Genomic DNA, 24222 nt, shown 5'->3' with positions numbered 1-24222 from the left:
ATGAACCTCAAGGAGTACCTGCGCGGCCTCGACCGGACAGCGCTGCTGCGCCTGCTCGAGCTACGGCCCGACATCCTGGTCGAACCCGCCCCCCGCCATTGGGACGGCCTGGTCAAAGCCCTGACCACCCAAACCTCCCTGGCCCAAGCCCTGCAACACCTCGACCAGGACGCCCTGACCCTCACCCAGGCCCTCCAGGTCCTCGGCCCCGGCGCCACCCCCACCGCCCTGGCCACCACCCTCAACTCCCCCCAACCCCTGGTCAACGCCGCCCTGTCCCGCCTGACCGAACGCGCCCTGACCTGGCCCACCACGCCAACCCCCACCCAGCAGCCCCCCACCACAAGCCACCCAGCCGCGCCCCACGCCACGGGGAATGACGCCACCGCGAGCCCTGCCACCGCGAGCCCTGCCGCTACGAATCTCCCGGCCGCGAATCGAACCGCGGCGGACGACCTCACCGCGAACCGCGGCCCGGCAAGCCACTCGGCCGTGAACCTCCCGGCCACGAACCACCCGCCCGCGACCCGCACCGCGGCAAATCACTGGTCCGCGAACCCCGCCGCCGAGCCTCACCTCCCCAAGTCCCTCCTCCCCGAGCCCCACCTGGCCTACCCGCCCCGCCTCGCCACCTGGTGGCCCACCCCACTCGGCCTGGGCGCCCCGGCAGCCGACCTGCTCGCCCAATACCCCCTCCCCGAGATCCGCGCCCTGGCCGCCCGGCACAAACTCCCCGCCAAGGGCACCCGAGCCGCCCTGACCCAGCAGCTCGCCGCCCGCCTCAACGACCGCCCCCACCTGACCCGCCTGCTGAACTCCCTCCCGCCCGCGGCAGCCGAGCTGCTGACCACCCTGCGCGCCGGCTCCCCCCACCTGGACCTCACCGACGAGGCCCTGACCCCCGCCGCGGCCCTCTTGCTCGACCTCGGCCTCCTGCTGCGCCGCGGCAAGTCCGCCGCCGAGGTCCCCCGCGAAGTCGGCCTGGCCCTGTTCGACCACCACCGCCACCGCCTGACCGGCGCACCCCAGGTGGTCACCAGCCCCGCCACCCCGGAACTAGCCGAGAACCAGGCCGCGGTGGCCGCCGCCGAGGCGGTGCGCAGTGCCACCACCCTGCTCGAGAACGCCGAGGCGGAACCCATCCCCGCCCTGCTCTCCGGCGGCATCGGCACCAGGGAGCTGCGCCGCCTCGCCAGGTCCTTCGCCTGTCCGCCGGAACAGGCCGCGCTCTGGCTGGACCTGGTGCACGCCGCGGGTCTGCTGGGTCACCACCACGCCGGACACCACGTCGACAGCTACGCCCCCACCGCCGCCTACGACACCTGGCGCACCCAGCCCGCGGCCCAGCGCTGGACCACCCTCGCCCGCACCTGGCTGACCCTCCAGGAAGCCCCCACCCACCGGTACACCCCCGACGGCCGCCCCATCCCGCCCACAGTGCCCAACCCCGGCCCCGCCCAGACCCAGCGCCAGGCCGTCCTGACGACCTACGCCGCCCTCCCGCCACACCGGCGAGCCACCCCCACCGCGGTCCTCCAGGCCCTCACCTGGCACCTCCCCCTGCTGACCGCCTCCGACCACAACACCGCCCTGACCCAGGCCGCCATCACCGAAGCCCAACTCCTGGGCATCCTCGCCGAGGACCAACTGACCCCACCCGGCGCGGCTCTCCTGCACGCCACCCATCTCCCCACCAGCCCCACCGCCACTGCCCCCACCACCGCGGTCGCCACCGGCATCCCCGGCCCGCCCCCACCGCCCGAGTCCGCCACCCCGCCCCCAACCCCCACCCCGGAGCCCGCCCCCACCCCGGACGCCCCAGCCGTCCCCCCGGACCCCGAGGCCGCGCTCCTCGCCGCCGTGACCGCCCTGCTCCCGGCCACCTCCGAAACCACGCGCCTCCAGTCCGACCTCACCGCCATCGTCACCGGCGACCCGGCCCAGCACCTGGTCCGGCTGCTCGACACCGTCGCCGACCTGGAGTCCAGCAGTGCCGCCCGGGTCTGGCGGTTCTCCCCGGCCAGTGTGCGCCGGGCCCTGGACACCGGGGCCACCGCCGAGGATCTGCTCGCCGATCTGGCCGCGGTGGCGCCGGATGGGGTTCCGCAGCCGCTGGCCTACCTGGTGCACGACGTGTCCCGGCGGCATGGCTCGATCCGGGTGGTCGACGCCGGTTGTGTGCTGCACACCGCCGATGAGATCCAGGCGCTGGAGATCCTGAACTCGCGGCCGTTGGCGCGGTTGGCGTTGCGGCAGGTGGCGCCCGCGGTGCTGGTCAGTCCCAGGCCGCGGCCGGAGACGCTCGCGTTGTTGCGGCGGGCCGGGTTCACCCCGGTCGGGGAGGACTTCACCGGCAACGAGGTGCCCGAGGACCAGACTCCCCGGCGCGGCAGGGCCCAGCCGGCCCCGTGGCGGCCCGAGGACCACGTCACCAGCCCGGCCGCGCTGGCCGCGGTGCTGGCCGACTCCACCGACGCCGACGAACCGCTCGACCCGGACACCCAGCTGCGCGTCCAGGCTCCCGAGCTGCCCGCGGCCGACCGCGGCTGGCTGGCCGCCGCGGCCAGGGACGGTGGGGCGGTCGAGATCGTCTACCGGGGTCCGGCTGGCGTCCCGGCCCCGCGCGTGGTCAGCGACCTGACCCTGGAGAGCGGGATCATGCTCGCCTGGTGCCACCGGCACGAGACCGAGGCGCACTTCCTGCTGGACCGGGTCACCCGCGCCCGCCCGATCGCCGGTCCCGTGCCCGCGGGCGGGAGGCCACAGTGACCGGGCCGGACACGTGGCCGCGTGCGTTCCGCGCGGCCGGGGCGAGGCCGATCGGCCCACCGGGGACCGTGGGTCAGCGCCGATCGGCTCATGGCCGCCGGGGCCGGAAACCGGTATCCTTGATCAAGTTCGGCGACCCGGGTTTCCGCGGTGGGGACAGCGCAGTGCCAGCCGTGTGGGAGATCGCGGGGAGTCGCCGTTCGGCGACGCGGAGTGCTCGTTCTCCGCACTGTCGCGGGGTCGGACCCGCTGTGCCGGGGTCTGGGTCACAGGTTGATCAAGGTCTGTGGAGTTGGCCGGACCTTGGTCACCCGGTCGTGGCTGCGATGAGCGGTCGCTGGTGACGGCGAAGTGTTCTCGCCGCAAAGTCGGAACGCTCGGTGACCAGGGGAATTCATGCGGTGAGTGGTCGTTCTGGTCGGCAAGCGGACCAGTGTGACGTTCCTCAACCCCTCTCGGCAAGGCCGGAATCGGGTATAGAAATCCCGCTCTTCGGGTGCTACCCCACTGGATGACCTGGTCAAACGGTTACGCCAGGTGAGTTGGGCTTGCGCCATGGGAGTGATCACCGCGCGGCATCTTGACTGTGAGCGCCTGCGGGTTCACTCTGTCCGTAAGCACGAGTTCGGGTGTCCGCTCTGGACCCCGCTCGACAGCCGCCGTCTGTGTGGCTAGACTGCCACTTTGCGCTGTCCATTTTCTGTTCACCCTGCCCAGGGTCCCGAGATGATGGCCGCGCCGCACCCTTGACAACTGCCACGGCGCTCGCGCGTCGGGGCAGCTTCCAGCCAGCAACAGTCCCTGGAAGGACGCATCTTGGCAGTCTCCCGCGCGACCAAGGCCACTGCTGCGACCAACTCCACGTCGGGGATCCCTGGGGCGCCGAAGCGGGTTTCGTTCGCGAAGATTCGCGAACCCCTGACGGTGCCCGATCTGCTTGACCTGCAGATTCAGTCCTTCGAATGGCTCGTCGGCGCCGACGAGTGGTTCCAGCGCCGCATTGATGCCGGCGATGAGGATCCGATTGGCGGCCTCGCTGAGGTCCTCAACGAGATCTCGCCGATCGAGGACTTCTCGGGATCCATGTCCCTCTCCTTCTCCGATCCGCGCTTCGACGAGGTCAAGGCCTCGGTCGAGGAGTGCAAGGACAAGGACATGACGTACGCGGCCCCGCTGTTCGTCACCGCGGAGTTCACCAACCACAACACCGGCGAGATCAAGAGCCAGACGGTGTTCATGGGTGACTTCCCCGTGATGACCGACAAGGGCACGTACATCATCAACGGCACCGAGCGAGTCGTGGTGTCGCAGTTGGTGCGGTCCCCGGGTGTCTACTTCGACACTAACGTCGACAAGACCACCGACAAGGACGTGTTCAGCGTCCGCATTATCCCGAGCCGGGGCGCCTGGCTGGAGTTCGACGTCGACAAGCGCGACACCGTCGGCGTCCGCATCGACCGCAAGCGCCGCCAGCCCGTCACCGTCCTGCTGAAGGCATTCGGCTGGACCGCCGAGCAGATCCGCGAGCGCTTCGGTTTCAGCGAGACCCTCATGGCCACGCTGGAGAAGGACCACACCGCGGGCCAGGACGAGGCGCTGCTCGACATCTACCGCAAGCTGCGCCCTGGCGAACCGCCCACCAAGGAGAGCGCGCAGACCCTCCTGGAGAACCTGTTCTTCAAGGAGAAGCGCTACGACCTGGCCAAGGTCGGCCGGTACAAGGTGAACAAGAAGCTGGGCCTCGACCAGCCGTTCACCACCGGCGTGCTCACCGAGGACGACATCGTCTGCGCGATCGAGTACCTGGTGCGCCTGCACGCGGGTGAGACCGCCATGACCGCCCCCGGCGGCGTGGAGGTCCCGGTCGAGGTCGACGACATCGACCACTTCGGCAATCGGCGCCTGCGCACCGTGGGTGAGCTGATCCAGAACCAGATCCGGGTCGGCCTCTCCCGCATGGAGCGCGTGGTCCGCGAGCGGATGACCACTCAGGACGTCGAGGCGATCACGCCGCAGACCCTGATCAACATCCGCCCGGTGGTCGCGGCGATCAAGGAGTTCTTCGGAACCTCCCAGCTCTCGCAGTTCATGGACCAGACCAACCCGCTGGCCGGCCTGACGCACAAGCGGCGTCTGTCCGCGCTCGGCCCCGGTGGTCTCTCCCGTGAGCGGGCCGGTCTTGAGGTCCGTGACGTGCACCCCTCGCACTACGGCCGCATGTGTCCGATCGAGACGCCGGAAGGCCCGAACATCGGCCTGATCGGCTCGCTGTCCTCCTTCGGTCGGGTCAACCCGTTCGGGTTCATCGAGACCCCGTACCGCAAGGTCATCGAGGGTCGGGTCACCGACAACATCGACTACCTGACCGCGGACGAGGAAGACCGGTACGTGAAGGCCCAGGCCAACACGCCGATCGACGCCGACGGGAACTTCCTCGAGGACAAGGTCATGGTCCGCCGTAAGGGCGGCGAACTGGACCTGATCCCGCCGAACGACGTCGACTACATGGACATCTCGCCGCGGCAGATGGTGTCCGTGGCGACCGCGATGGTGCCCTTCCTCGAGCACGACGACGCCAACCGCGCGCTCATGGGCGCGAACATGCAGCGTCAGGCCGTGCCGCTGCTCCGCTCCGAGTCGCCGCTGGTCGGCACCGGGATGGAGCTGCGAGCCGCGGTGGACGCCGGCGACGTGGTCGTGGTCAGCAAGGCCGGTGTGATCGAGGAGCTGTGCTCCGACTACATCACCGTGATGGCCGATGACGGCACCCGCCAGACCTACCGGCTGCACAAGTTCCGCCGCTCCAACCAGGGCACCTGCATCAACCAGAAGCCGATCGTCAACGAGGGCGACCGGGTCGAGGTCGGGCAGGTCATCGCGGACGGTCCGTGCACCCAGAACGGCGAGATGGCGCTGGGCAAGAACTTGCTCGTCGCGATCATGCCGTGGGAGGGGCACAACTACGAGGACGCGATCATCCTGTCCCAGCGCCTGGTGCAGGACGACGTGCTCACCTCGATTCACATCGAAGAGCACGAGATCGACGCCCGCGACACCAAGCTGGGCGCCGAGGAGATCACCCGGGACATCCCGAACGTCTCCGAGGAGGTCCTGGCCGACCTGGACGAGCGCGGCATCATCCGCATCGGTGCCGAGGTCCGCGACGGCGACATCCTGGTCGGCAAGGTCACGCCCAAGGGCGAGACCGAGCTGACCCCGGAGGAGCGCCTGCTCCGCGCGATCTTCGGTGAGAAGGCGCGCGAGGTGCGCGACACCTCGCTGAAGGTGCCGCACGGTGAGACCGGCAAGGTCATCGGCATCCGGGTTTTCTCCCGCGAGGACGACGACGAGCTGCCCCCGGGCGTCAACGAGCTGGTCCGCGTCTACGTGGCCCAGAAGCGCAAGATCCAGGACGGCGACAAGCTCGCCGGCCGGCACGGCAACAAGGGCGTCATCGGCAAGATCCTGCCGGTGGAGGACATGCCGTTCCTCGAGGACGGCACCCCGGTCGACATCGTGCTGAACACCCACGGTGTGCCTCGTCGTATGAACATCGGCCAGATCCTGGAGACCCACCTCGGGTGGATCGCCAAGCAGGGCTGGAGCATCGACGGCAACCCGGACTGGGCGCGCAAGCTGCCCGAGGAGCTGTTCCAGGCCGAGCCCGGCACGAACACCGCCACCCCGGTGTTCGACGGCGCCCGCGAGGAGGAGATCACCGGTCTGCTCTCCTCGACCCAGCCCAACCGCGATGGTGAGCGGATGGTCAAGGGTGACGGCAAGGCTCAGCTCTTCGACGGCCGCAGCGGTGAGCCGTACCCGTACCCGACCTCGGTCGGCTACATGTACATCCTCAAGCTGCTGCACCTGGTCGATGACAAGATCCACGCCCGGTCCACCGGCCCGTACTCGATGATCACCCAGCAGCCGCTGGGTGGTAAGGCGCAGTTCGGTGGCCAGCGATTCGGCGAGATGGAGTGCTGGGCCATGCAGGCCTATGGCGCTGCCTACACGCTGCAGGAGCTGCTGACCATCAAGTCGGACGACGTGATCGGCCGGGTGAAGGTCTACGAGGCCATCGTCAAGGGCGAGAACATCCCCGAACCGGGTATCCCGGAGTCGTTCAAGGTGCTGCTCAAGGAGCTGCAGTCGCTGTGCCTCAACGTCGAGGTGCTCTCCAGCGACGGCGCTGCCATCGAGATGCGCGACGGCGACGATGAGGACCTGGAGCGCGCCGCCGCGAACCTGGGCATCAACCTGTCCAGGTCCGAGTCGCCTTCGGTCGACGACATCGTCAACTGACCTCGCCGTCGGCGTGGGACGGGCTGAGTGTGAGCCCAGCCCGTCCCGCCCCGACCCGACTCAGCCTCTGAACCCGAACTATCAAGGGGAAGAACCGACGTGCTAGACGTCAACTTCTTCGACGAGCTCCGCATCGGACTGGCTACCGCGGACGACATCCGGCAGTGGTCCTTCGGCGAGGTCAAGAAGCCTGAAACCATCAACTACCGCACCCTGAAGCCCGAGAAGGACGGACTCTTCTGCGAGAAGATCTTCGGTCCCACCCGGGACTGGGAGTGCTACTGCGGTAAGTACAAGCGTGTCCGCTTCAAGGGCATCATCTGCGAGCGCTGTGGCGTCGAGGTCACCCGCGCCAAGGTGCGTCGTGAGCGGATGGGCCACATCGAGCTGGCCGCGGCCGTTACGCACATCTGGTACTTCAAGGGCGTTCCGAGCCGGTTGGGCTATCTGCTCGACCTGGCACCCAAGGACCTCGAGAAGATCATCTACTTCGCCGCCTACGTGATCACGTCGGTGAACAAGGAGATGCGGCACAACGATCAGGCGACCCTGGAGAACGAGATCCAGGTCGAGCGCAAGCGCATGGAGGACAAGCGCGACTCCGATCTGGAGACCCGCGCGCAGAAGCTCGAGACCGACCTCGCCGAGCTTGAGGCCGAGGGCGCGAAGAGCGATGTCCGCCGGAAGGTCAAGGAGGGTGGCGAACGTGAGATGCGCCAGCTCCGGGACCGGGCCGGGCGCGAGATCGACCGCCTCGACGAGATCTGGGACACCTTCGTCAAGCTGGACGTCCAGCAGCTGATCGCGGACGAGATGCTCTACCGCGAGCTGATCGACCGCTACGGCGAGTACTTCACCGGCGGCATGGGCGCGGAGGCCATCCAGCAGCTGCTGGGCACCTTCGACGTGGACGCCGAGTCCGACAAGCTGCGCGAGATCATTCGCAGCGGCAAGGGCCAGAAGAAGCTGCGCGCGCTCAAGCGGCTCAAGGTCGTGGCGGCCTTCCAGGCCACCCGCAACAACCCGCAGGGCATGGTCCTGGACTGCGTCCCGGTCATCCCGCCGGACCTGCGCCCGATGGTGCAGCTCGACGGTGGCCGCTTCGCCACCTCGGACCTGAACGACCTGTACCGCCGCGTGATCAACCGCAACAACCGCCTCAAGCGACTGATCGACCTCGGCGCGCCCGAGATCATCGTCAACAACGAGAAGCGGATGCTGCAGGAGGCTGTCGACGCGCTCTTCGACAACGGCCGCCGCGGCCGGCCGGTGACCGGACCGGGCAACCGCCCGCTCAAGTCGCTGTCCGATCTGCTCAAGGGCAAGCAGGGCCGGTTCCGTCAGAACCTGCTCGGCAAGCGCGTCGACTACTCGGGCCGTTCGGTCATCGTGGTCGGCCCGCAGCTGAAGCTGCACCAGTGCGGTCTGCCCAAGCAGATGGCGCTGGAGCTGTTCAAGCCCTTCGTGATGAAGCGGCTGGTCGACCTCAACCACGCGCAGAACATCAAGTCCGCCAAGCGGATGGTCGAGCGCCAGCGCCCGCAGGTGTGGGATGTCCTCGAAGAGGTCATCACCGAGCACCCCGTGCTGCTGAACCGCGCGCCCACCCTGCACCGCCTCGGCATCCAGGCCTTCGAGCCCCAGCTGGTCGAGGGCAAGGCGATCCAGCTGCACCCGCTGGTGTGTGAGGCGTTCAACGCGGACTTCGACGGCGACCAGATGGCGGTCCACCTGCCGCTGTCCGCCGAGGCGCAGGCCGAGGCCCGCATCCTGATGCTGTCCAGCAACAACATCCTCTCGCCCGCCTCCGGGCGGCCGCTGGCGATGCCGCGTCTGGACATGGTCACCGGGCTGTTCCACCTCACCAAGCTGCGTGAGGGCGCCAAGGGCGAGGGCAACGTGTACTCGTCCCCGGCCGAGGCGATCATGGCCTACGACCTGGGCGCGCTGCACCTGCAGGCCAAGATCCGGATCCGGCTGACCGACCGCCTGCCCACCCGTGGCAGCGAGCCGGAGGGCTGGGAGCCGGGTCAGATCTGGCTGGCCGAGACCACTCTGGGCCGGGTGCTGTTCAACGACCTGCTGCCCGCGGACTACGCCTTCATCAACCGGCAGCTGCCGAAGAAGAGCCAGGCCGAGATCATCAACGACCTCGCCGAGCGGTACCCGATGGTCACCGTCGCCCAGACGCTGGACAAGCTGAAGGACGCCGGTTTCTACTGGGCCACCCGTTCCGGTGTGACCGTGGCGATCTCCGACGTGGTCGTGCCGGACAACAAGCAGGACCTGTTGGACGGGTACGAGGCCAAGGCCGACCAGGTCGAGAAGCGGTACCAGCGTGGTCTGCTCTCCAAGACCGAGCGCAACAACGAGCTGGTGCAGATCTGGACCCAGGCGACGAACGAGATCGCCCAGGTCATGGAGGACAACTTCCCCGACGACAACCCGATCTCGGTGATCGTGAAGTCGGGTGCGGCCGGCAACATGACCCAGGTCCGCCAGCTGGCGGGCATGAAGGGTCTGGTCAGCAACACCAAGGGCGAGTACATCCCGCGGCCGATCAAGGCGAACTTCCGCGAGGGCTTCTCCGTGCTGGAGTACTTCATCTCCACGCACGGTGCCCGCAAGGGTCTGGCCGACACCGCGCTGCGCACCGCCGACTCGGGTTACCTGACCCGTCGTCTGGTGGACGTCTCGCAGGACGTCATCGTCCGTGAGATCGACTGTGGCACCGAGCGGGGCATCATCATGCCGCTCACCGAGCCCACGGCCGACGGCGGTTACGTCAAGCACCGGCACGTGCAGACCAGCGTGTACGCCCGCAACGCCTCCGAGGACATCTTCGACGGCGAGGGCAACCTGCTGATCGGCAAGGGCGCCGACCTCGGCGACCCGGCGATCGAGACCCTGGTCCGGGCAGGCGTGCCCAAGGCCAAGGTCCGCTCCGTGCTGACCTGCGAGTCCGCGGTCGGTGTCTGCGCGACCTGCTACGGCCGCTCGATGGCCACCGGCCAGCTGGTGGACGTCGGCGAGGCCGTCGGCATCGTGGCCGCGCAGTCCATCGGTGAGCCCGGCACCCAGCTGACGATGCGTACCTTCCACACCGGTGGTGTGGCGGGCGATGACATCACCGCTGGTCTGCCGCGTGTTCAGGAACTCTTCGAGGCTCGCGTGCCGAAGGGCAAGGCGCCCATCGCCGACGCCGACGGCCGCGTGCAGATCGAAGAGGGCGACCGGTTCCGCAAGATCACCATCGTGCCGGACGACGGTGGCGAGGAGATCGTCTACGACAAGCTGTCCAAGCGGCAGTGGCTCGCGACGATCAGCGTGGACGACTCCGAGCGGGCGCTGCAGGACGGCGACCACGTCAGCGTCGGCCAGCAGCTGCTGGAAGGTGCGGTCGACCCGCACGAGGTGCTGCGCGTCATGGGTCCCCGTGAGGCTCAGCTCCACCTGGTCCGCGAGGTGCAGAACGTGTACCGCACGCAGAGCGTGTCGATCCACGACAAGCACATCGAGACCATCGTGCGCCAGATGCTCCGCCGCGTGATCATCATCGACTCCGGTGCCACCGAGTTCCTCCCGGGTGCACCCGTCGAGCGCAGCGACTTCGAGACCCAGAACCGCCAGATGGTGGCCGAGGGCAACGAGCCGGCCTCTGGCCGTCCGGTGCTCATGGGCATCACGAAGGCGTCGCTGGCCACCGAGTCGTGGCTGTCCGCGGCCTCCTTCCAGGAGACCACGCGTGTCCTCACCGACGCCGCCATCAACGGCAAGAGCGACAAGCTGATCGGCCTGAAGGAGAACGTGATCATCGGTAAGTTGATCCCGGCTGGTACGGGCATCAACAAGTACCGCAACATCCAGGTGCAGCCGACCGAGGAGGCACGGGCCGCGGCCTACGCGATCCCGTCCTACGACGACGGCTACTACACCCCGGACGTCTTCGGCGCCGGCACGGGTGCGGCGGTGCCGCTCGACGACTACGACTTCGGCCGCGACTACCGCTGACGAAGCCAGTACAAGCGGAAAGGCCCCGCCACCGGATTCCGGTGGCGGGGCCTTTCCGCGTTGCCGGGGGTCAGTACCTGATCGGGAAGTTGGTGAACCAGTCCGAGCCGGTGAAGGGCTCCGGGCCGAACTCGGTGGCCGCGCCGTCGGCCAGGGTGGCGATCTCCGCACCCAGCTCCAGATCGCGCATCAGCGGGACCGGGACCACCGAGGTGAAGGTGTAGACCGAGGTCAGCAGGCTGGCCGCGAGCGAGCCCACGGTGCCGGTGTTGCCGGGGTGGCCGACCGCGCAGGCCAGCACCAGGTCGAAGCGCGGGCTGGAGAAGGCCGCGTGCACCGCCATCGCCAGCGCCTCGTGCGCGTCCCAGCCGGTGCCCAGCGTGGCCACCTGGGCCGCGGTGACCTGCTCGCCGTCGCCATCGTCGAAGCGCCGCAGCGACTCGGCAAGGGCTTCGCTGACCGGCTCATGGCCGGGGTGCCTGGCGAGTTCGTCCAGCGCCGCGTAGACCGCCCTGGACGGGTTGCTGAGCCCGCGCAGGAAGGTGTGCACCAGCACCGCGTAGGCGCCCGCGGACAGCCAGGCGATCGGGTGGCCGTGGGTCAGCGCGGCGATCTGCGCGCCCAGGTCGAACACCTGCCGCGGGTCCGCGCTCCACAGCGCGGCGGCGGCGGCCCTTGGCAGCACGGTGGCCGAGCGGGCGTCGTTGACCGGCTGCTCCGGCGTGCCCAGGGTGTCCGCGCGCAGCAGGGTCAGCGTGGTGTGGTCCGGCCAGCGTTTGGCGGTCAGACCGGGCCTGCCCGGCCACCAGCCGTCGGCCGGGCCGTCCAGCCGCGGTTCCTGGGTCTGCGCCCAGCGGCGCAGGCCCAGCCGGACCTCGCCGAGCGGGTCGGCGACCCCGGTGCGCCTGCGCCGGATGCCCGCGCGCAGCACCGCGTCCAGCACGAACAGCGACACCTGGGTCTCGCCGGTGATCAGTCCGTGGCCGCCGAAGACCGGGGGATACTCCTCCGGCCAGGCCGCGCCCTCGGCCGTGGACAGCTCGGCCCGGTCCAGGGTCCGCACCCCGGCGCCGATCGAGCCGCCGATGGCCTGGCCGACGTAGCAGCCGATGAGCCGGTCCTTGGCCAGGCCGAACTTGCCGTCCAGCGGCATGCCGGTGTCGGCAGGGCGCACGGGCGTGCTCACTGCCGCACCTCCCCTGGCGGGATCTCCACCAGCAGGCCGCGGGCCAGGTAGTCCGACAGCGGCTGCGGCAGCAGGTACACCCTGGCGCCGCCCGGCTGGGTCTCGCCCGGCCGGGTGCGGGCGCCGATGATCTTCCAGTCGCCGACCAGCCGGAACCGGCCGTAGGGGCCCTGGGCGAACTCCGGCGGCAGCGTGGTCCGCTCGAAGCCGGTGCCCGCGTCGAAGAGGGTGTTGCCGTCCGGCGGGCCGTACCGCTCGACCTGGTGGCCCTCGGGCACGATCACCGAGTCGATCTCGTCGTAGTGCGAGATCGCCGGGTCGTTGCCCATCGCCTGGATCGGCGACTCCTCCGGCAGCAGCGGCTCGTCCTCGGCCCGCTGCAGGTTCGGGTAGTTCAGGTAGAGCTGGCCGATCAGGTAGGTGGCCGCCTGGGAGACGTCGTCGAAGCGGGCCTCCAGCTCCCGGCGCTGCTCATCGGCCCACCACCAGAACACGGTGAACCGCTCGTCCGCCTCGCGGAACAGGCACCAGGCCTGGTCGGCGTAGTCGCCGAAGCTGAGGTACCGGCGGCTGACGCTGAACCGGATGGCGAAGTCCCGCACCGAGAACACCGCGCGCTCCCAGTCGTCCTTGGCGCCGGGATGGGTCTCCGGCATGTCCATGACCAGGGAGGTGGCTCGCTGGAGCACCCGCTTGGGCAGGGTGACCGGCGGCCGGTAGCCCTGGCCGCGGAGGTGGTCGAGCAGTTCCAGCGGCGGCACCACATCGTGTTCGCGCAGGTAGTAGGCCAGCGCCGCGCTCCAGACCCACACCCCGTCGGTGTGGTAGGCCATCGGCACCAGGCTTTCCTGCTCGGGGTGCAGCAGGTCGGGCGCGTAACCGCGGGAGGACAGCACCACCGGCGCGGCCTGCAGGTAGGTCTGCACCGCCAGCCATTCGGTGTGGCTGAGCCGGGTCCGGTAGGCCACCGGCGGCCTGCCCTCGACGACCTGGTCGAACAACCGGGCCAGCGCCAGTTCGGGCTGCGGCACGGGCTTGGCGTTCTCGCCCTTCCGCACGGCCTGCTCGGTGCGGATCCGGTCGTGGTGGAGCTGGTCCTGGTAGGCCTGCCAGGCCTGCTGGAACAGCCAGGGCGGGGTGGCCGCGGCCGAGCGGGGCAGGATGGCCAGCTCGGTCAGCGCGGCCTCGCCCTCGGTGAACTCCAGCGCCCAGTCCGGTGCGGTCTGGAAGTCGAACTCGATGGTGGGCTCGCCGCCGGGCACCAGCCCGAAGTCTGCGGTGAACCAGGCGCCGGTCTCCGGCCGGTAGGTCCTCAGGCGCAGCCGGTGCAGCCACTGACCGACCCGCGGCGGCGGCGCCCAGTAGTACTCCTGGCCGTCGGCCAGGGTGAGCACCGCGGTCAGTTCGAGCCTGCCGCCCAGGGCGCGGGCGACGATCCCGGCGCCCTGCCAGCCCTCGGGCGCGGTCGCGGTGACCGCGGCGGCGAGGCCGTCCAGCACCGCGGTGAAGTCCGGTTCGGCCTCCTCGGCCGGGCCCGCGTCGGCCGGGGCGGGGAACCCGTCCAGTGCGGGCCGGGAGCGCACCTGGGTGCCCCGGACCTGGATCACCTTGGCGAGTTCGGCCAGCGGCTTCTCGCCGCCGAAGGTGAGCCGGTCGTAGGTCTGCAGGCCGCGCTGGGCGACCTGCTCCTGGGTGAGCCCGCCCTGCCGCGGCCAGACCACCCTGGCCAGGCCGGGGGCCAGCCCCTCGACGTCGTAGGTCACCTCGTAGGGCTCGTCGTCGACGAAGCCGTACGCCTGGCTGGTGAAGATCGACTCGGCCTCGCCGGGGCCGACCTGCTTGAGGAAGGTCTCGCCGGACTGCTCGAAGTCACCGGTCGGCACCACCCCTGGCGGCGCGACCAGGTAGGCGGGCTTGCCGGGCTGGGTCCGGTACTGGAAGAGCTGGTCCTGCCAGTACGCCCAGGCGCCGTTGTGCGGGTGCTGATTGATGATCATGTGCTCAGTTCTCCCCTGGAACGGGCTCGCCCCGCGGTCTGCTCGCCTGCGGCGAAGTCGATCAGGTCCTGCAGCGGGATGGTCGCCGACAGCGCGCCGGTCACCCCCGCGTTGAGGCGGAGCCGCACTCCGCCGAAGCCGAGCAGCGCCCTGCCCTGGGCCGCCTGGCAGCTGGTCCACTCCTCGGGCCGCCGCTCCGGCGAGGTGCACGCGTCCAGCACCGAACCACCGGCCTCCTCGGAGAGGAATAGCTCGCCGGGGTGGTCCGGGTACTCGGCCATGGTCAGTTCCCAGTCGAGCAGGGTGGCCAGCGCGGTCTCCCTCGGCCCGTAGCCGCTCAACGCCAGCTCCAGATCGCGTTCGAGCTGGTTGGTCGGCCGCGGCCAGCCCAGCGCCTGCGGGCCCGGCCGGTAGCCGGGGTTGGGCACGTACTCGCCGAAGTGCCCGTGCTCGTCCACCCGGTAGCCACCGCGCACGCCCCACGGCGGCACCACGCTGCTGGGGTCGAACTCCGCGTCGATCGAGTACAGCCAGCTGTTCGGCTGGTGCCTGGCGACCGCACGCATCTCCTCGGTGATCTCCGGTGGCTCATCGGCTGCCGGGCTGTGCTCCCTGGTCAGCTCCTCCTGCTCGGCCACCGTACCGACCAGCGCCGGATCGGCCGGGCCGAACAGGGCCAGCGTGGTCGTCGTCTCGGTGTCCGGCCGGTGCACCTCGGTGCCGCCGGACCAGTTGCGGGTCTGCCCGAGGCAGACCACGTCCCGCCGGGCCCCGTTCACCGCGAGGAACCAGCCCAGTTCCTCCAGGTCCCGGCGCACCCGCAGCAGCGCCTCGTACACATCGTGCGCGCGCGCCTCGCCGGTGCCCCACGGGCCGTGCACCCGGACCAGGGCGTCCTCGTCCTGCCCGCGCTGGTACTCCGCCCTGGCCTGCGTGGTCCCGGCGTCCAGGAAGACGGTGTCCGCCCGGAAGGCGGCGATCTCGATCGTGTGCAGCATGCTCAGGCCACCTCCGCCCGAGCCGCCGGGTCCAGCTGCCGGTCCAGCCAGTCCAGGAAGGCGTGGTGGTCGGCGGGGCCGCTCAGCTCGACCGGCGTGCCCCGCCCGGACCGGCTCATCCGGCCGAGTTCGTCCAGGACCACCCGCTCGGCGGTGAAGCCGACGAAGGGCAGCTCCAGCGCCGCGGACAGGGTGAGCGCGTCGTGCTGGATGGTGCCGGGGTGGAAGTCGGTGAACCACTGCGCCAGGTGCGCGGCGAGCAGCCCGGCCCAGGCGGGCGCGGCCGGATCGGCCAGCCGACGGTGGGTGGCCGAGGCGACCCTGATCTCCAGCTCTGGGGTGAACGTGGTGTCGGAGAGCACCAGCCGCGGCCGGTGCGCCAGGGCCAGCACGGTGTGCGCGGCGGCCGGATCCACCCGGACGTTGTGCTCGGCCCGGCTCGGATCGCGGTAGTGCAGCGCGCCGCCCATCTGGGTCAGCCGGATCCGCTCGGCGAGTCCGGGACGGGCGGTGAGCACGTCGGCGAGGTTGGACATCGGGCCGAGACCCACCCAGCGCACCCCTCCGGTGCAGACCGCCTCGACCGCGGCGAGCAGCTCGCCGGACTGGGCGGGGACGGTGTCCGGCACCAGGTCGCGCACGCAGTTCAGCCGGGTGTTGCCCAGGTCGCGACCGGCCACCACCGGCACCTCGGGGCGGCCGAGCAGGTCCAGCAGCAGCCGGACGAACCGGGCCCGATACCCGCCGGGCAGCTCGTCGCCGGTGAGCACCAGCGCCAGCTCGGGCAGGCCTGCCGCGGCCACCAGCGCCAGCGCGTCGTCCGGGTCGCCGCCCGCGTCGGTGTCGATGACCACGGGCAGGCCGGGTGTCGCGGTGTGCGGGCCCATGTCACCTCCTCCGTGCTTGGACCACCTCAGCGTGTTCCCCCGGTCAGGGCGCGGAGGCTTCCGGCGTGTCGCTCTCGTCGGTGAAGCGGTAGTAGCTCATGTTCGTCTGGTTCAACAGCGCGCCCAGGTAGGCCGCGGGTTCGTCCGGGCGCACCATCCGGCGCTGCGCGTGCAGGTCGACGCCGTTGGTGTAGAAGTGCCGGGCGATCTCGCCACGCTCGGCGTCCAGCACGGTCAGCCCGACCGATCCGTCGGCCAGTAGTCGGTACTCGGCCACCCGCACCCAGCCGCGGGGCACCCGCATGTGCAACGCCACCCGGCTCGGCGTCCGGTTCTCGCTCAATGCCTCGACCCCCGCACTGTCAGCAGTCCGGCGTTCTTCAACCGCCCGGACCACGCCTCGCCGTTGATCATGCCGTGCGCCTGGACCTCGACCAGCCTGCCTGCCGCGCCCTCGACGCTGTCCTCGCTCAGGCCCATCCCGCGCAGGACGGCCCGCAGCGCGTCCGGTTCGATCGCGCGCACCTGGGCCATCACCTCGGGGCTCAGCGGCTGCTGGAACAGGGCCGCGGTGAAGTCGGAGCGGATGCCGTACTCGGGATCGGGGGACTCCGGGAAGGAGTACCCGTGGTCGATCGCGACCAGGTTGCCGTCGTGGTCGGTCAGGTAGTTGCCGGGGTGCCGGTCGGTGTTGCCCGCGATGTAGTCGAGCACCGCCATCCGCTCCTGCTGGGCCAGTGGATAGTCCGCGGCCTGCCGACCGGGACCCGCCACCACGAAGTCCTGCAGCGAGCCCTCGCCGAGCGGACCGGTCACCATCGTGGTGGTCGGCACCAGCCCGAATCCGAGCAGCTCGTCCACCCGGGAGGCGGCCACCTCCCGCTCGGCCAGCTCGGTGTGCGGGATGCCCTCGCGGAGCCCCTCCGGCACGCCGTCGGACGGCTTGTACATCGCCGAGGTGTCGTTGTCGAAGTAGACCTCGAAGGCCGGGTTCACGTGGTCGGTGTCGCCGAACTCCTCGTACCCGATGACATTCCGCGACCGGAGTTCCCGCTCGGCGTCGCTGAGCCCCTCCTCGGCCGGATCCATCCGGAACTCGGCGCCCGCGCCGGGCAGGCCCTCGCCGGGCTGGGCGGCCGCGTCGGGGGAGGAGTCCTCGGCCACGTCCGCACCCTGATCAGGGACCGCGTCGGTGGGCTGGTCGGCGGCGAAGTTCATCGTCGGCTGGTCGGGCGGGACCTGCTCGGTCTCGGCCGGAACCGTCTCACCCGGCTCGGTCCGGTCACCGCTGGTGGCCGTCGCGGCGGGCGGTGGCGGTGGTGGATCGCTCGGTGGCGGTCCGGCCGGAGCCGCGGCCGCGGGCGGGTCGCTGTCCGGCTTGGCACTGGCCGCCGCGGCGGCAGCGGCCTTGGCTGCCGCGTGATCGGCGGCGAGCTGCTGCTGGTCGCCGGTGTAGGTCTGGCCGTCGTCGGTCAGCCGCCAGCCGCCAGCCGGGTTACCCGGCCCGTTGTCCAGATTCGGGTCGTAGGCCCCCAGCAGCACGGAGTTGCCGGCGCGGTCGGTCAGCCAGATCTCGGCCTGGTCGAACCGGTGCGGGTGCAGCTCGAACTCGGGCACCGGGTTGTCCCGGCTCGCGGTGAACCCGTGTCCGGCGAACGGCGCCGGGTTGCTGCGGCCGTTGCCGCCCATCGGGAATGGGTCGGCCGCGTCGTGGTTGCCGTAGGCGATCGGCATCGCCTGGTCCGGGGTCACCGGACCGGTGTGGTTCGGGCCGAGGTCGACCGAGCCTGGGTCGAACGGGAACCGCAGCGTGGCCACGAACTCATCGCCGAAGTCATACGGCGGCCTGCCGTTGCGGTCTAGGTAGCCGTTGTCGGTGTAGTCCAGCCGCAGGCCCTCGATGACCTGGCTCGGCGTCCGCAGGTCCGCCACGTCGGCGTAGCGCGCGGTGAAGCCCTTGGTCTGGTCCGGCCTGCCGAACCGGCCGCCGTCGTCGGTGAACGGCGGACCCGGCACCCAGGCGTTGCCGAGCAGGTTCGCCGCCGCCTCCGCGGTCAGCGCCCGCTGCAGCATCTCGCCCGGCTGGGCCTGCACCTGCTCGCGGATCCGGGTCATCGCCTGGATGTCGGCGGTGTTGCCAACGAAGTCCTCGATGGACTGCGCGCGCATCCGGTCGAAGTCCGCCCGCGAGACCCCCGCGTTGGCCAGGATCTCGTCCAGGTTGGCCGGGAACCCGGTCGAGGCGTCGAGCTGGTTGTCCGCGAACTGGGTCTGGTACGGCGTCCCGTCGTCGAAGACCACCTGCTGACCGGGCACCGCCGGGACGTCGGTGGTACTGCCCGGATCGGCCGGGCTGTCCGGCGGCACCGAATTGTCCTCGGTCGGCGGACCCTCCGCGCCGCGCTGGTGTGCTTCCGGCGCGAAGTCCGGCTGGTGCGGTCCCCAGGTCGGCGCGGGGCCAGGCGGGTACGGCCCGTGCACCCTGGCGAGGGAGCCGTCCGGGTTGATCGTCACCCACTCGCCGTTGGGCGGCCAGCCAGGGCGGCGGATGCCGTTGTCGACCGTGGTGTTGCTGGCGAAGACGTTGCCGCTGTTGTCCACCCACACGTCGGACCGGCTGGCGGTCACCGGCTGGCCGAGTGCGGCGGCCAGCTGCGCGGCGAACTGCGGATCGGTCTGGCAGGCCAGCAGCCGGACCGGCCGAGGGTTGGCCGCCCAGTCCGGGTTGGCCCGGATAACCGAGGCCAGCGTGTGCGGGTCGACCCGGCCGCCGTTGTGGCCGCCGAACATCACCCCGTTCGGCGAGCCGTGCAGGTCGACGGTGAAGCTGTGCGGATCCGGCCGCACCTGCGCGGCACTGGCCCGGTGCGCGCCCTCGGCGTCCGGGAAGACCGACATGCCCGCCGGGGTGGAGTACATCCGGCTGAGGTCGCCCGGTCGCAGCCCCGACCGCGGGTCGTTGTCGTCCAGTCCGAGCCGGTCGCCGAGCGGACGGCCACGTCCGGGATCGGGCATCGGCGAGACGCCCAGCCTGCGCTGTTCGGCCGCCTGCATGCGCTCGGCCTTGAGCTGGGCCATCTCCGCGCGGTGCCGGTTGAGTTCGACCTGCTCACCGGTGGAGAGCACTTCGCCGTTGTCGTAGCGCAGTTCCAGGTCGTCCATCCGCTTGCGGAAGTCCGCGGTGGACTCGACCGGCCTGGCCTGTTCGGGCCGGGTGTGCGCCTCGGGGAAGGCCGAACCGGTGGGGCCGAAACGCACGCCCTCGGTCTGGCCCCAGCTGTTCCGCGGGTCCCGAGGGGTGGCGGGTTCCGGCGCGGGCGCGGGACGCATCGGCGGGGCGCCGGGCGGCGGCCCGTTCCAGCGCGGTCCGGGGGCAGGCCGCATCGGCCGGCCACCGGGCGGCGGCATCGGGTTCGGGCCGCTGGGACGGCCCATCGGATTCGGACCACCCGGCGGGAAGCCCCGCGGCGGCGGTGGTGGTGGCATCGGCCCGGTGGGGCGGCGCACCGGCGCGCCCATCGGCGGCTGACCCTGGCCGAACTGCGGCGGGCGAGGACCCGGCGGCGGTTCCACCCTTGGCGGCCTGCCCTGGAAGTCGGCGGCAGGCAGGTTCGGCTGGGTACGGCTCCGGGACGGGTCGAACTGCGGCCTGCCCTGCGGCGGGAACTGGTTCGGATCCTGCGGAACCCGGCCGGGCGGCACGTCCTGCGGCGGCCTGCCGGGCTGGCTGCCCGCGGCCGGGGGCGGCGGGAACTGCCCCGACCGGCTCGGCGCACCGGTGGCCGGGTCGAACTGCGGCCTGCCCTGACCGGCCTCCGGCAGCGGCCGGTGCTGGCCCAGCGCCGGATCCGGCTGCGGCCGAGGGCCGGGAGCGGGCGGCAGGTCCTGCGGAGGACGCACCGGCGGGAACCCGCCCGGCTGCTGCCGGGGCAGGCCCTGCGGTGGCGTTGGCGCGTGCGGATCCACCGGCCGGAGGGGTGGTTCGGGTGTGCGGACCGGACCCGGCTCGTCCTGCCGGGGCAGACCCCGCGGCGGGGTCGCCGCGTTCGGGTCCACCTGCTGCTGCTGGTCGAACCGGCGGTCCGGCAGGCCCTGAGCGGGCGGGGCCTGGGGCGGGGGCGGCGGGTCCTGGCGCACCGGCGGGGCGGGCGGCGGTGGCGGGTTGTCCAGCCGGGACATGGCGTCCAGCCGGGACACCGGCGCGGGCACCGGGTCGCCGCCGCCCAGCTCGGCGCTGAGCGCGCGGGTGGGCCGCTCCGTGGTGCCCAGCGGCGGGTCGGCCAGGCTGCCGTCGGGCAGGCGCGGCGTCGGCACCTCGCGCATCTCGATCACCCAGGTGCCGCTGGCGTCCTGGTACTTGTTGGTGATCTCGAAGCTGGTCCCCGGCGGGAACAGCACCTCGGACTCGTTGCGCGGCGCGATCGAGGAGATGTCCCGGCCGGAGACCGACTCGATGACGAACTTCAGGTTGCCCTTGAGCTTGCGCCCCTCCACCGCGGCCGAGGAGGTGAAGTTGCGTTCGGTGACCGTGGAGCCGGGGGAGTAGCGGTCCAGCGCGGCGTCGAGGTCGACGGCGTCCGGCAGGTAGATCGCCCGGTTGACCGTGCCCTGGTGCAGCGGGAACTCGTTGAGCACCGAGGCGATCAGGCGGATCTGCCCGTCCAGCTCGGCCAGCTTGGCCGGATCGCCGGTGCGCAGGGCGGTGTTGAGGTCCGCGGACTGCGACATGGCGTAGCCGACCAGCGCCGCCAGGTGCTCCCGCGGCACGCCTTCCAGCGCGGCCGCGACCTCGGGCTTGCGGCGGAGCACGTCCTCCAGCGTCGCGAGGTCCTCGGCGAAGGCGCCCGACTGGACGTAGGGCGAGTTCCGCATGTGCGCGAGATCGGCCTCGGTGGCCCGCTGGCCCGGGTTGCCGAGGTAGTCCGGATCCCTCGGGAAGTCCACAGTGGACTCGTTGTCGCGGAGCGTCGGACCGGATTCCGTTGGCAGCGGACCGGTCCGCTCGGCTGGACTGTCCGAAGTGGACAGATCGCGAGCGGCGGGCGGGTCGACTGTCGCGTGCACCCGTTGCTGCGGTGTGGCGGCCGCGGCCGGGCGCTGCCCCTCGCCGGTGCGCTGCGGCCGCGACTCGGACTGTCCACTGTGGACAGGTGAGGTCGGCGACGGCGGCGGTGTGCCGGGCGGGGCGGTCGAATGTGGTTGCGGCGGCTGGAATCGCCGCGGATCCATCGAGGAGTCCGCGGGCTCGTGCTCACCGCGCCGCCACACATCGCGCGGCCCGCGATCAGGCAGATCGCTGCCCCAGGTCGGGGTGTGGCCGGGCGGGTGGGACTGGTTGTGCGCGGTGCTGGTGCCGTCCGGGCGGAAGGTGGCCCACTCGCCGTTGGGCGGCCAGCCCGGCCGGAAGTCCTGGCCACGCCCGTCCAGGTGCGCGCTGCTGGCGAAGACGTTGCCGTCGGCGTCGATCCAGGCGTCCTTGGTCGGCGCGAGCACGTCCACGCCGAGTTCCTGGGCGAGCTGGGCGGCGAAGCCGTCGTCGTTGCGGCCGGTCTGGCAGGAGATCAACCGGATCGGCTGCTCGCCGTCCCAGTCCGGGTTGGCCCGGATGATGTCGGCCAGGTCCTTGGCGGAGAGGCGCTGATCGCCGACCCGCACCCGGTCCGCCGCGCCGTGCATGTCCACGGTGAACCGGCCGGGGTCGGGCGCGACCCGCATGCCGGCGTTGGACTGGGCGGGGAACTTGTGGTCGAAGGTGTCCAGCACGATGCCCGCGCCGGAACGCCGGATGTTGGGCTCCAGCCCGGCCAGGTGCTCGGGCAGTGGTGCGGACTGACGCGGCGCGGGCGGCGGTGCGGCCGCGGCCGGCGCGGGCCTGCTCGGCGGCGCCTCGGGCTGGGTGACCGGACCGTGCTGCGGTGGACCGGCCGGCCGGTGCTGCTGGCCGCCGCCGGTGTCCATCGGCGTGGGCGTGGACACCAGCGCCACGTCCGGGGTCATGGCGGGGGAGCCGTCCGCGCGCATCGGCATCGGCGGCGGGGGAGCCTGCTGGTGGTGCGGCATCGGCGCGGGCGGCGGCGTGCCGTGGTGCGGCAGCGGACCGCCGGGCGGCGGGCCACCCGGCAGCGGGCCACCGGCGCCGGGGCCGAAGCCGGGCCCGAAACCAGGGCCGAACCCGGCGCGCGGCTGCCCGCCGACCGGCTGCTGGCCGGGAGTCTGCTGGTGCTGACCGGCGGGCTGACCGCCGTGCGGCTGCTGTCCGGGCGGCGTGCCGGGCTGACCGGGATGGCCGCCGGGCGTGCCGGGCGGCGGACCGCCCGCGGGACCGTGCGCCGGACCGGTGCCACCCGGGCCAGTGCCACCCGGAGTGGAGCCGCCCGGCGTGGAACCACCTGGCGTGGGGCCGCCCGGAGCAGGGCTGCCGGGGGTGGGGCTGGTCGGCGAACCGCCGCCGGGCGTCGGTCCGCCCGTGTTCGGCGTCGAGCTGCCACCCGGTGAGTGCGCGGGTCCGGCCCCGGCCGGCGTCGAGCCGCCCGCCGGGCTGTGGCTCGGCCCACCGCCGCCGACCGGGCCGCCGCCACCACCCATCGGCGGTGCGCCACCCATCGGCGCGCGCGGTGCGGGCGCGCCGCCACCGCCTGCCGGTGGCTGGCCGCCGGGCGGCGGGGCGCCCTGTTGCTGCTGGCCGGACGGGCCGAACTGCTGCTGCTGCTGCGCCGGACCCTGCTGCTGAGGCTGGCCCTGCCCGCCGCCGTCGGCCTGCGGGCGCACCGGCGGTGCCTCCGGCGGGGCGACGCCGGAGGTCGCGGTGCTGTCCTGGTTGCCGCGGTGCACCGGCCCGTCGCCGGAACCGCCGCCCGAGCCGCCACTGCCCGAGCCCCCGCTGTGCGAGCCACCCGAGCCGCCACCGGAGCCGCCGGGACCGCCGGTGCTGCCCGAGCCACCGCCCGAGCCGCCGGTGCCGCCGGTGTGCGCGCTGCCGGAGTCGGCCGAGCCGCCGGAGTGACCAGACCCACTCGAGAGGTCGGGGACCGGTGGCGCGGCCGGGGGCGCCGAGCGGCCGCCACCGTCGCCGGTGCCGCCGACGTTGCCCAGGTTGGTGTCCAGTGAGGCCAGGTTGGCCATGCTGCGGGCGTCGAAGTTCTCCTTGGCGCCGCCGACCGCGCCGGAGGCCGCGCCCGAGGTGCCGCCGAGCGCGACGTCCTTGAGGTTGAAGTTGCCGCTCATGACGCCCTCGGCGGCGGCCGAGACCGCTCCGGTGACGCCCTCCTCCAGGGCGTTCTTGCCCATGGTCTTGCCGATGCCGTCGCCGATGCCCTCGCCGAAGGCCTTGCCCATGCCGCCGCTGACCGCGCCGCCGACCAGACCGGAGATGGCGCCGGACTTGGCCGCGTCCAGGGTCAGGCTGGTGTCCCAGGAGTCCCGGCTGCCCTTGGCCATCTGGACCAGCTGCACGCCGGCGTCGATGGCGACGCCCGCGGCCACCTCGACCCCCACGTTGATCACCAGCCGGCGCAGCAGGTTGGTGCCGAAGCGCTGCATGATGGTCTGGATCAGCCTGCGGAAGATGCCCTGCACGACCACCCTGGTGGCCATCTGGGCGACCGGGATGCCCGCGGTGCTCGCGCCGAAACTGACGAAGGCGGCCGCGATCATCGCCGCGATCTGGGCGGCCAGCAGGATCAGCGCCGCGATGATCGACAACTTCGCGTACTCGACTTGCAACGCGCAGTTCTTGCAGGCCGAGCTGAGCGTCTTGGTCAGCTCCTGCAGCTTGGGCAGCGCGCCCTCACCGCCCTGGGCGATCTTCTTCCAGAACTCGTCGAACTTCTGGGCGGCCTCGCCCTCCATGTTGGCGCGGGCCTCACGGACGGCGTTCTCGGCGTTGCGCAGCGCGGTCTCGACGTCCCCCGACGCCTTCTCCCAGCTCTGGCTGAGCCGCATCAGCGCGGTCTCGTCGCCTTCCGGCCACTCCGACCCCACCACGATCGGCGCCAGCCACTGCAGCCAGCCGGGCAGTTCGATTCCCACGAGCCTGTGCTCCCCATCCCGCCGCTAGCGGCGCGCGCCCCTGC

Annotated in this window: 9 protein-coding genes; 3 read left to right on the top strand and 6 right to left on the bottom strand. The window is 71.7% G+C overall.

The genetic code is table 11. The features are described 5' to 3' along the window. From HNR67_RS45505 to HNR67_RS02410, 3 genes are all read left to right on the top strand, one after another. A complete protein-coding gene (locus tag HNR67_RS45505; protein WP_185000469.1) occupies positions 1-2769 on the top strand; it encodes a helicase-associated domain-containing protein in 2769 nt (922 codons plus the stop codon). 816 nt (positions 2770-3585) lie between these two features. Continuing rightward, positions 3586-7071: a DNA-directed RNA polymerase subunit beta gene (gene rpoB / locus HNR67_RS02415; protein WP_185000467.1), complete on the top strand. Its 3486-nt coding sequence runs from the start codon at positions 3586-3588 to the stop codon at positions 7069-7071. 99 nt (positions 7072-7170) lie between these two features. Beyond that, a complete protein-coding gene (locus tag HNR67_RS02410) occupies positions 7171-11082 on the top strand; it encodes a DNA-directed RNA polymerase subunit beta' (protein ID WP_185000465.1) in 3912 nt (1303 codons plus the stop codon). 70 nt (positions 11083-11152) lie between these two features. Here the strand turns inward: HNR67_RS02410 and HNR67_RS02405 are convergent, their stop codons facing one another. From HNR67_RS02405 to HNR67_RS02380, 6 genes are read right to left on the bottom strand one after another with little or no spacing between them, the layout of a single operon-like run. Then, positions 11153-12268, bottom strand: coding sequence for an ADP-ribosylglycohydrolase family protein (locus HNR67_RS02405; protein WP_185000463.1), 1116 nt, complete (start codon positions 12266-12268; stop codon positions 11153-11155). After that, on the bottom strand, positions 12265-14265 hold the full coding sequence (locus HNR67_RS02400) for a TNT domain-containing protein (protein ID WP_185000461.1): 2001 nt from the start codon (positions 14263-14265) through the stop codon (positions 12265-12267). Before HNR67_RS02400 ends, HNR67_RS02405 begins: the two co-directional genes overlap by 4 nt. Then, the gene (locus tag HNR67_RS02395; RefSeq protein ID WP_185000459.1) at positions 14262-15263 is read right to left on the bottom strand and encodes a type VII secretion system-associated protein; all 1002 of its coding nucleotides are present in this window, start codon (positions 15261-15263) and stop codon (positions 14262-14264) included. Before HNR67_RS02395 ends, HNR67_RS02400 begins: the two co-directional genes overlap by 4 nt. A gap of 2 nt (positions 15264-15265) precedes the next feature. Further along, a complete protein-coding gene (locus HNR67_RS02390; protein WP_185000457.1) occupies positions 15266-16150 on the bottom strand; it encodes a nucleoside hydrolase in 885 nt (294 codons plus the stop codon). 43 nt (positions 16151-16193) lie between these two features. Further along, positions 16194-16493, bottom strand: coding sequence for a hypothetical protein (locus tag HNR67_RS02385; protein WP_185000455.1), 300 nt, complete (start codon positions 16491-16493; stop codon positions 16194-16196). Further along, complete coding sequence (locus HNR67_RS02380; RefSeq protein ID WP_185000453.1) at positions 16490-24178, bottom strand: WXG100-like domain-containing protein; 7689 nt, start codon at positions 24176-24178, stop codon at positions 16490-16492. Before HNR67_RS02380 ends, HNR67_RS02385 begins: the two co-directional genes overlap by 4 nt. Positions 24179-24222: the final 44 nt, after the last annotated feature.

This window comes from Crossiella cryophila, assembly GCF_014204915.1.
Taxonomy (GTDB): Bacteria; Actinomycetota; Actinomycetes; order Mycobacteriales; family Pseudonocardiaceae; genus Crossiella; species Crossiella cryophila.
The sequence above is the reverse complement of the archived record's forward strand: the minus strand, read 5'-3'. Positions and strand labels throughout refer to the sequence as shown.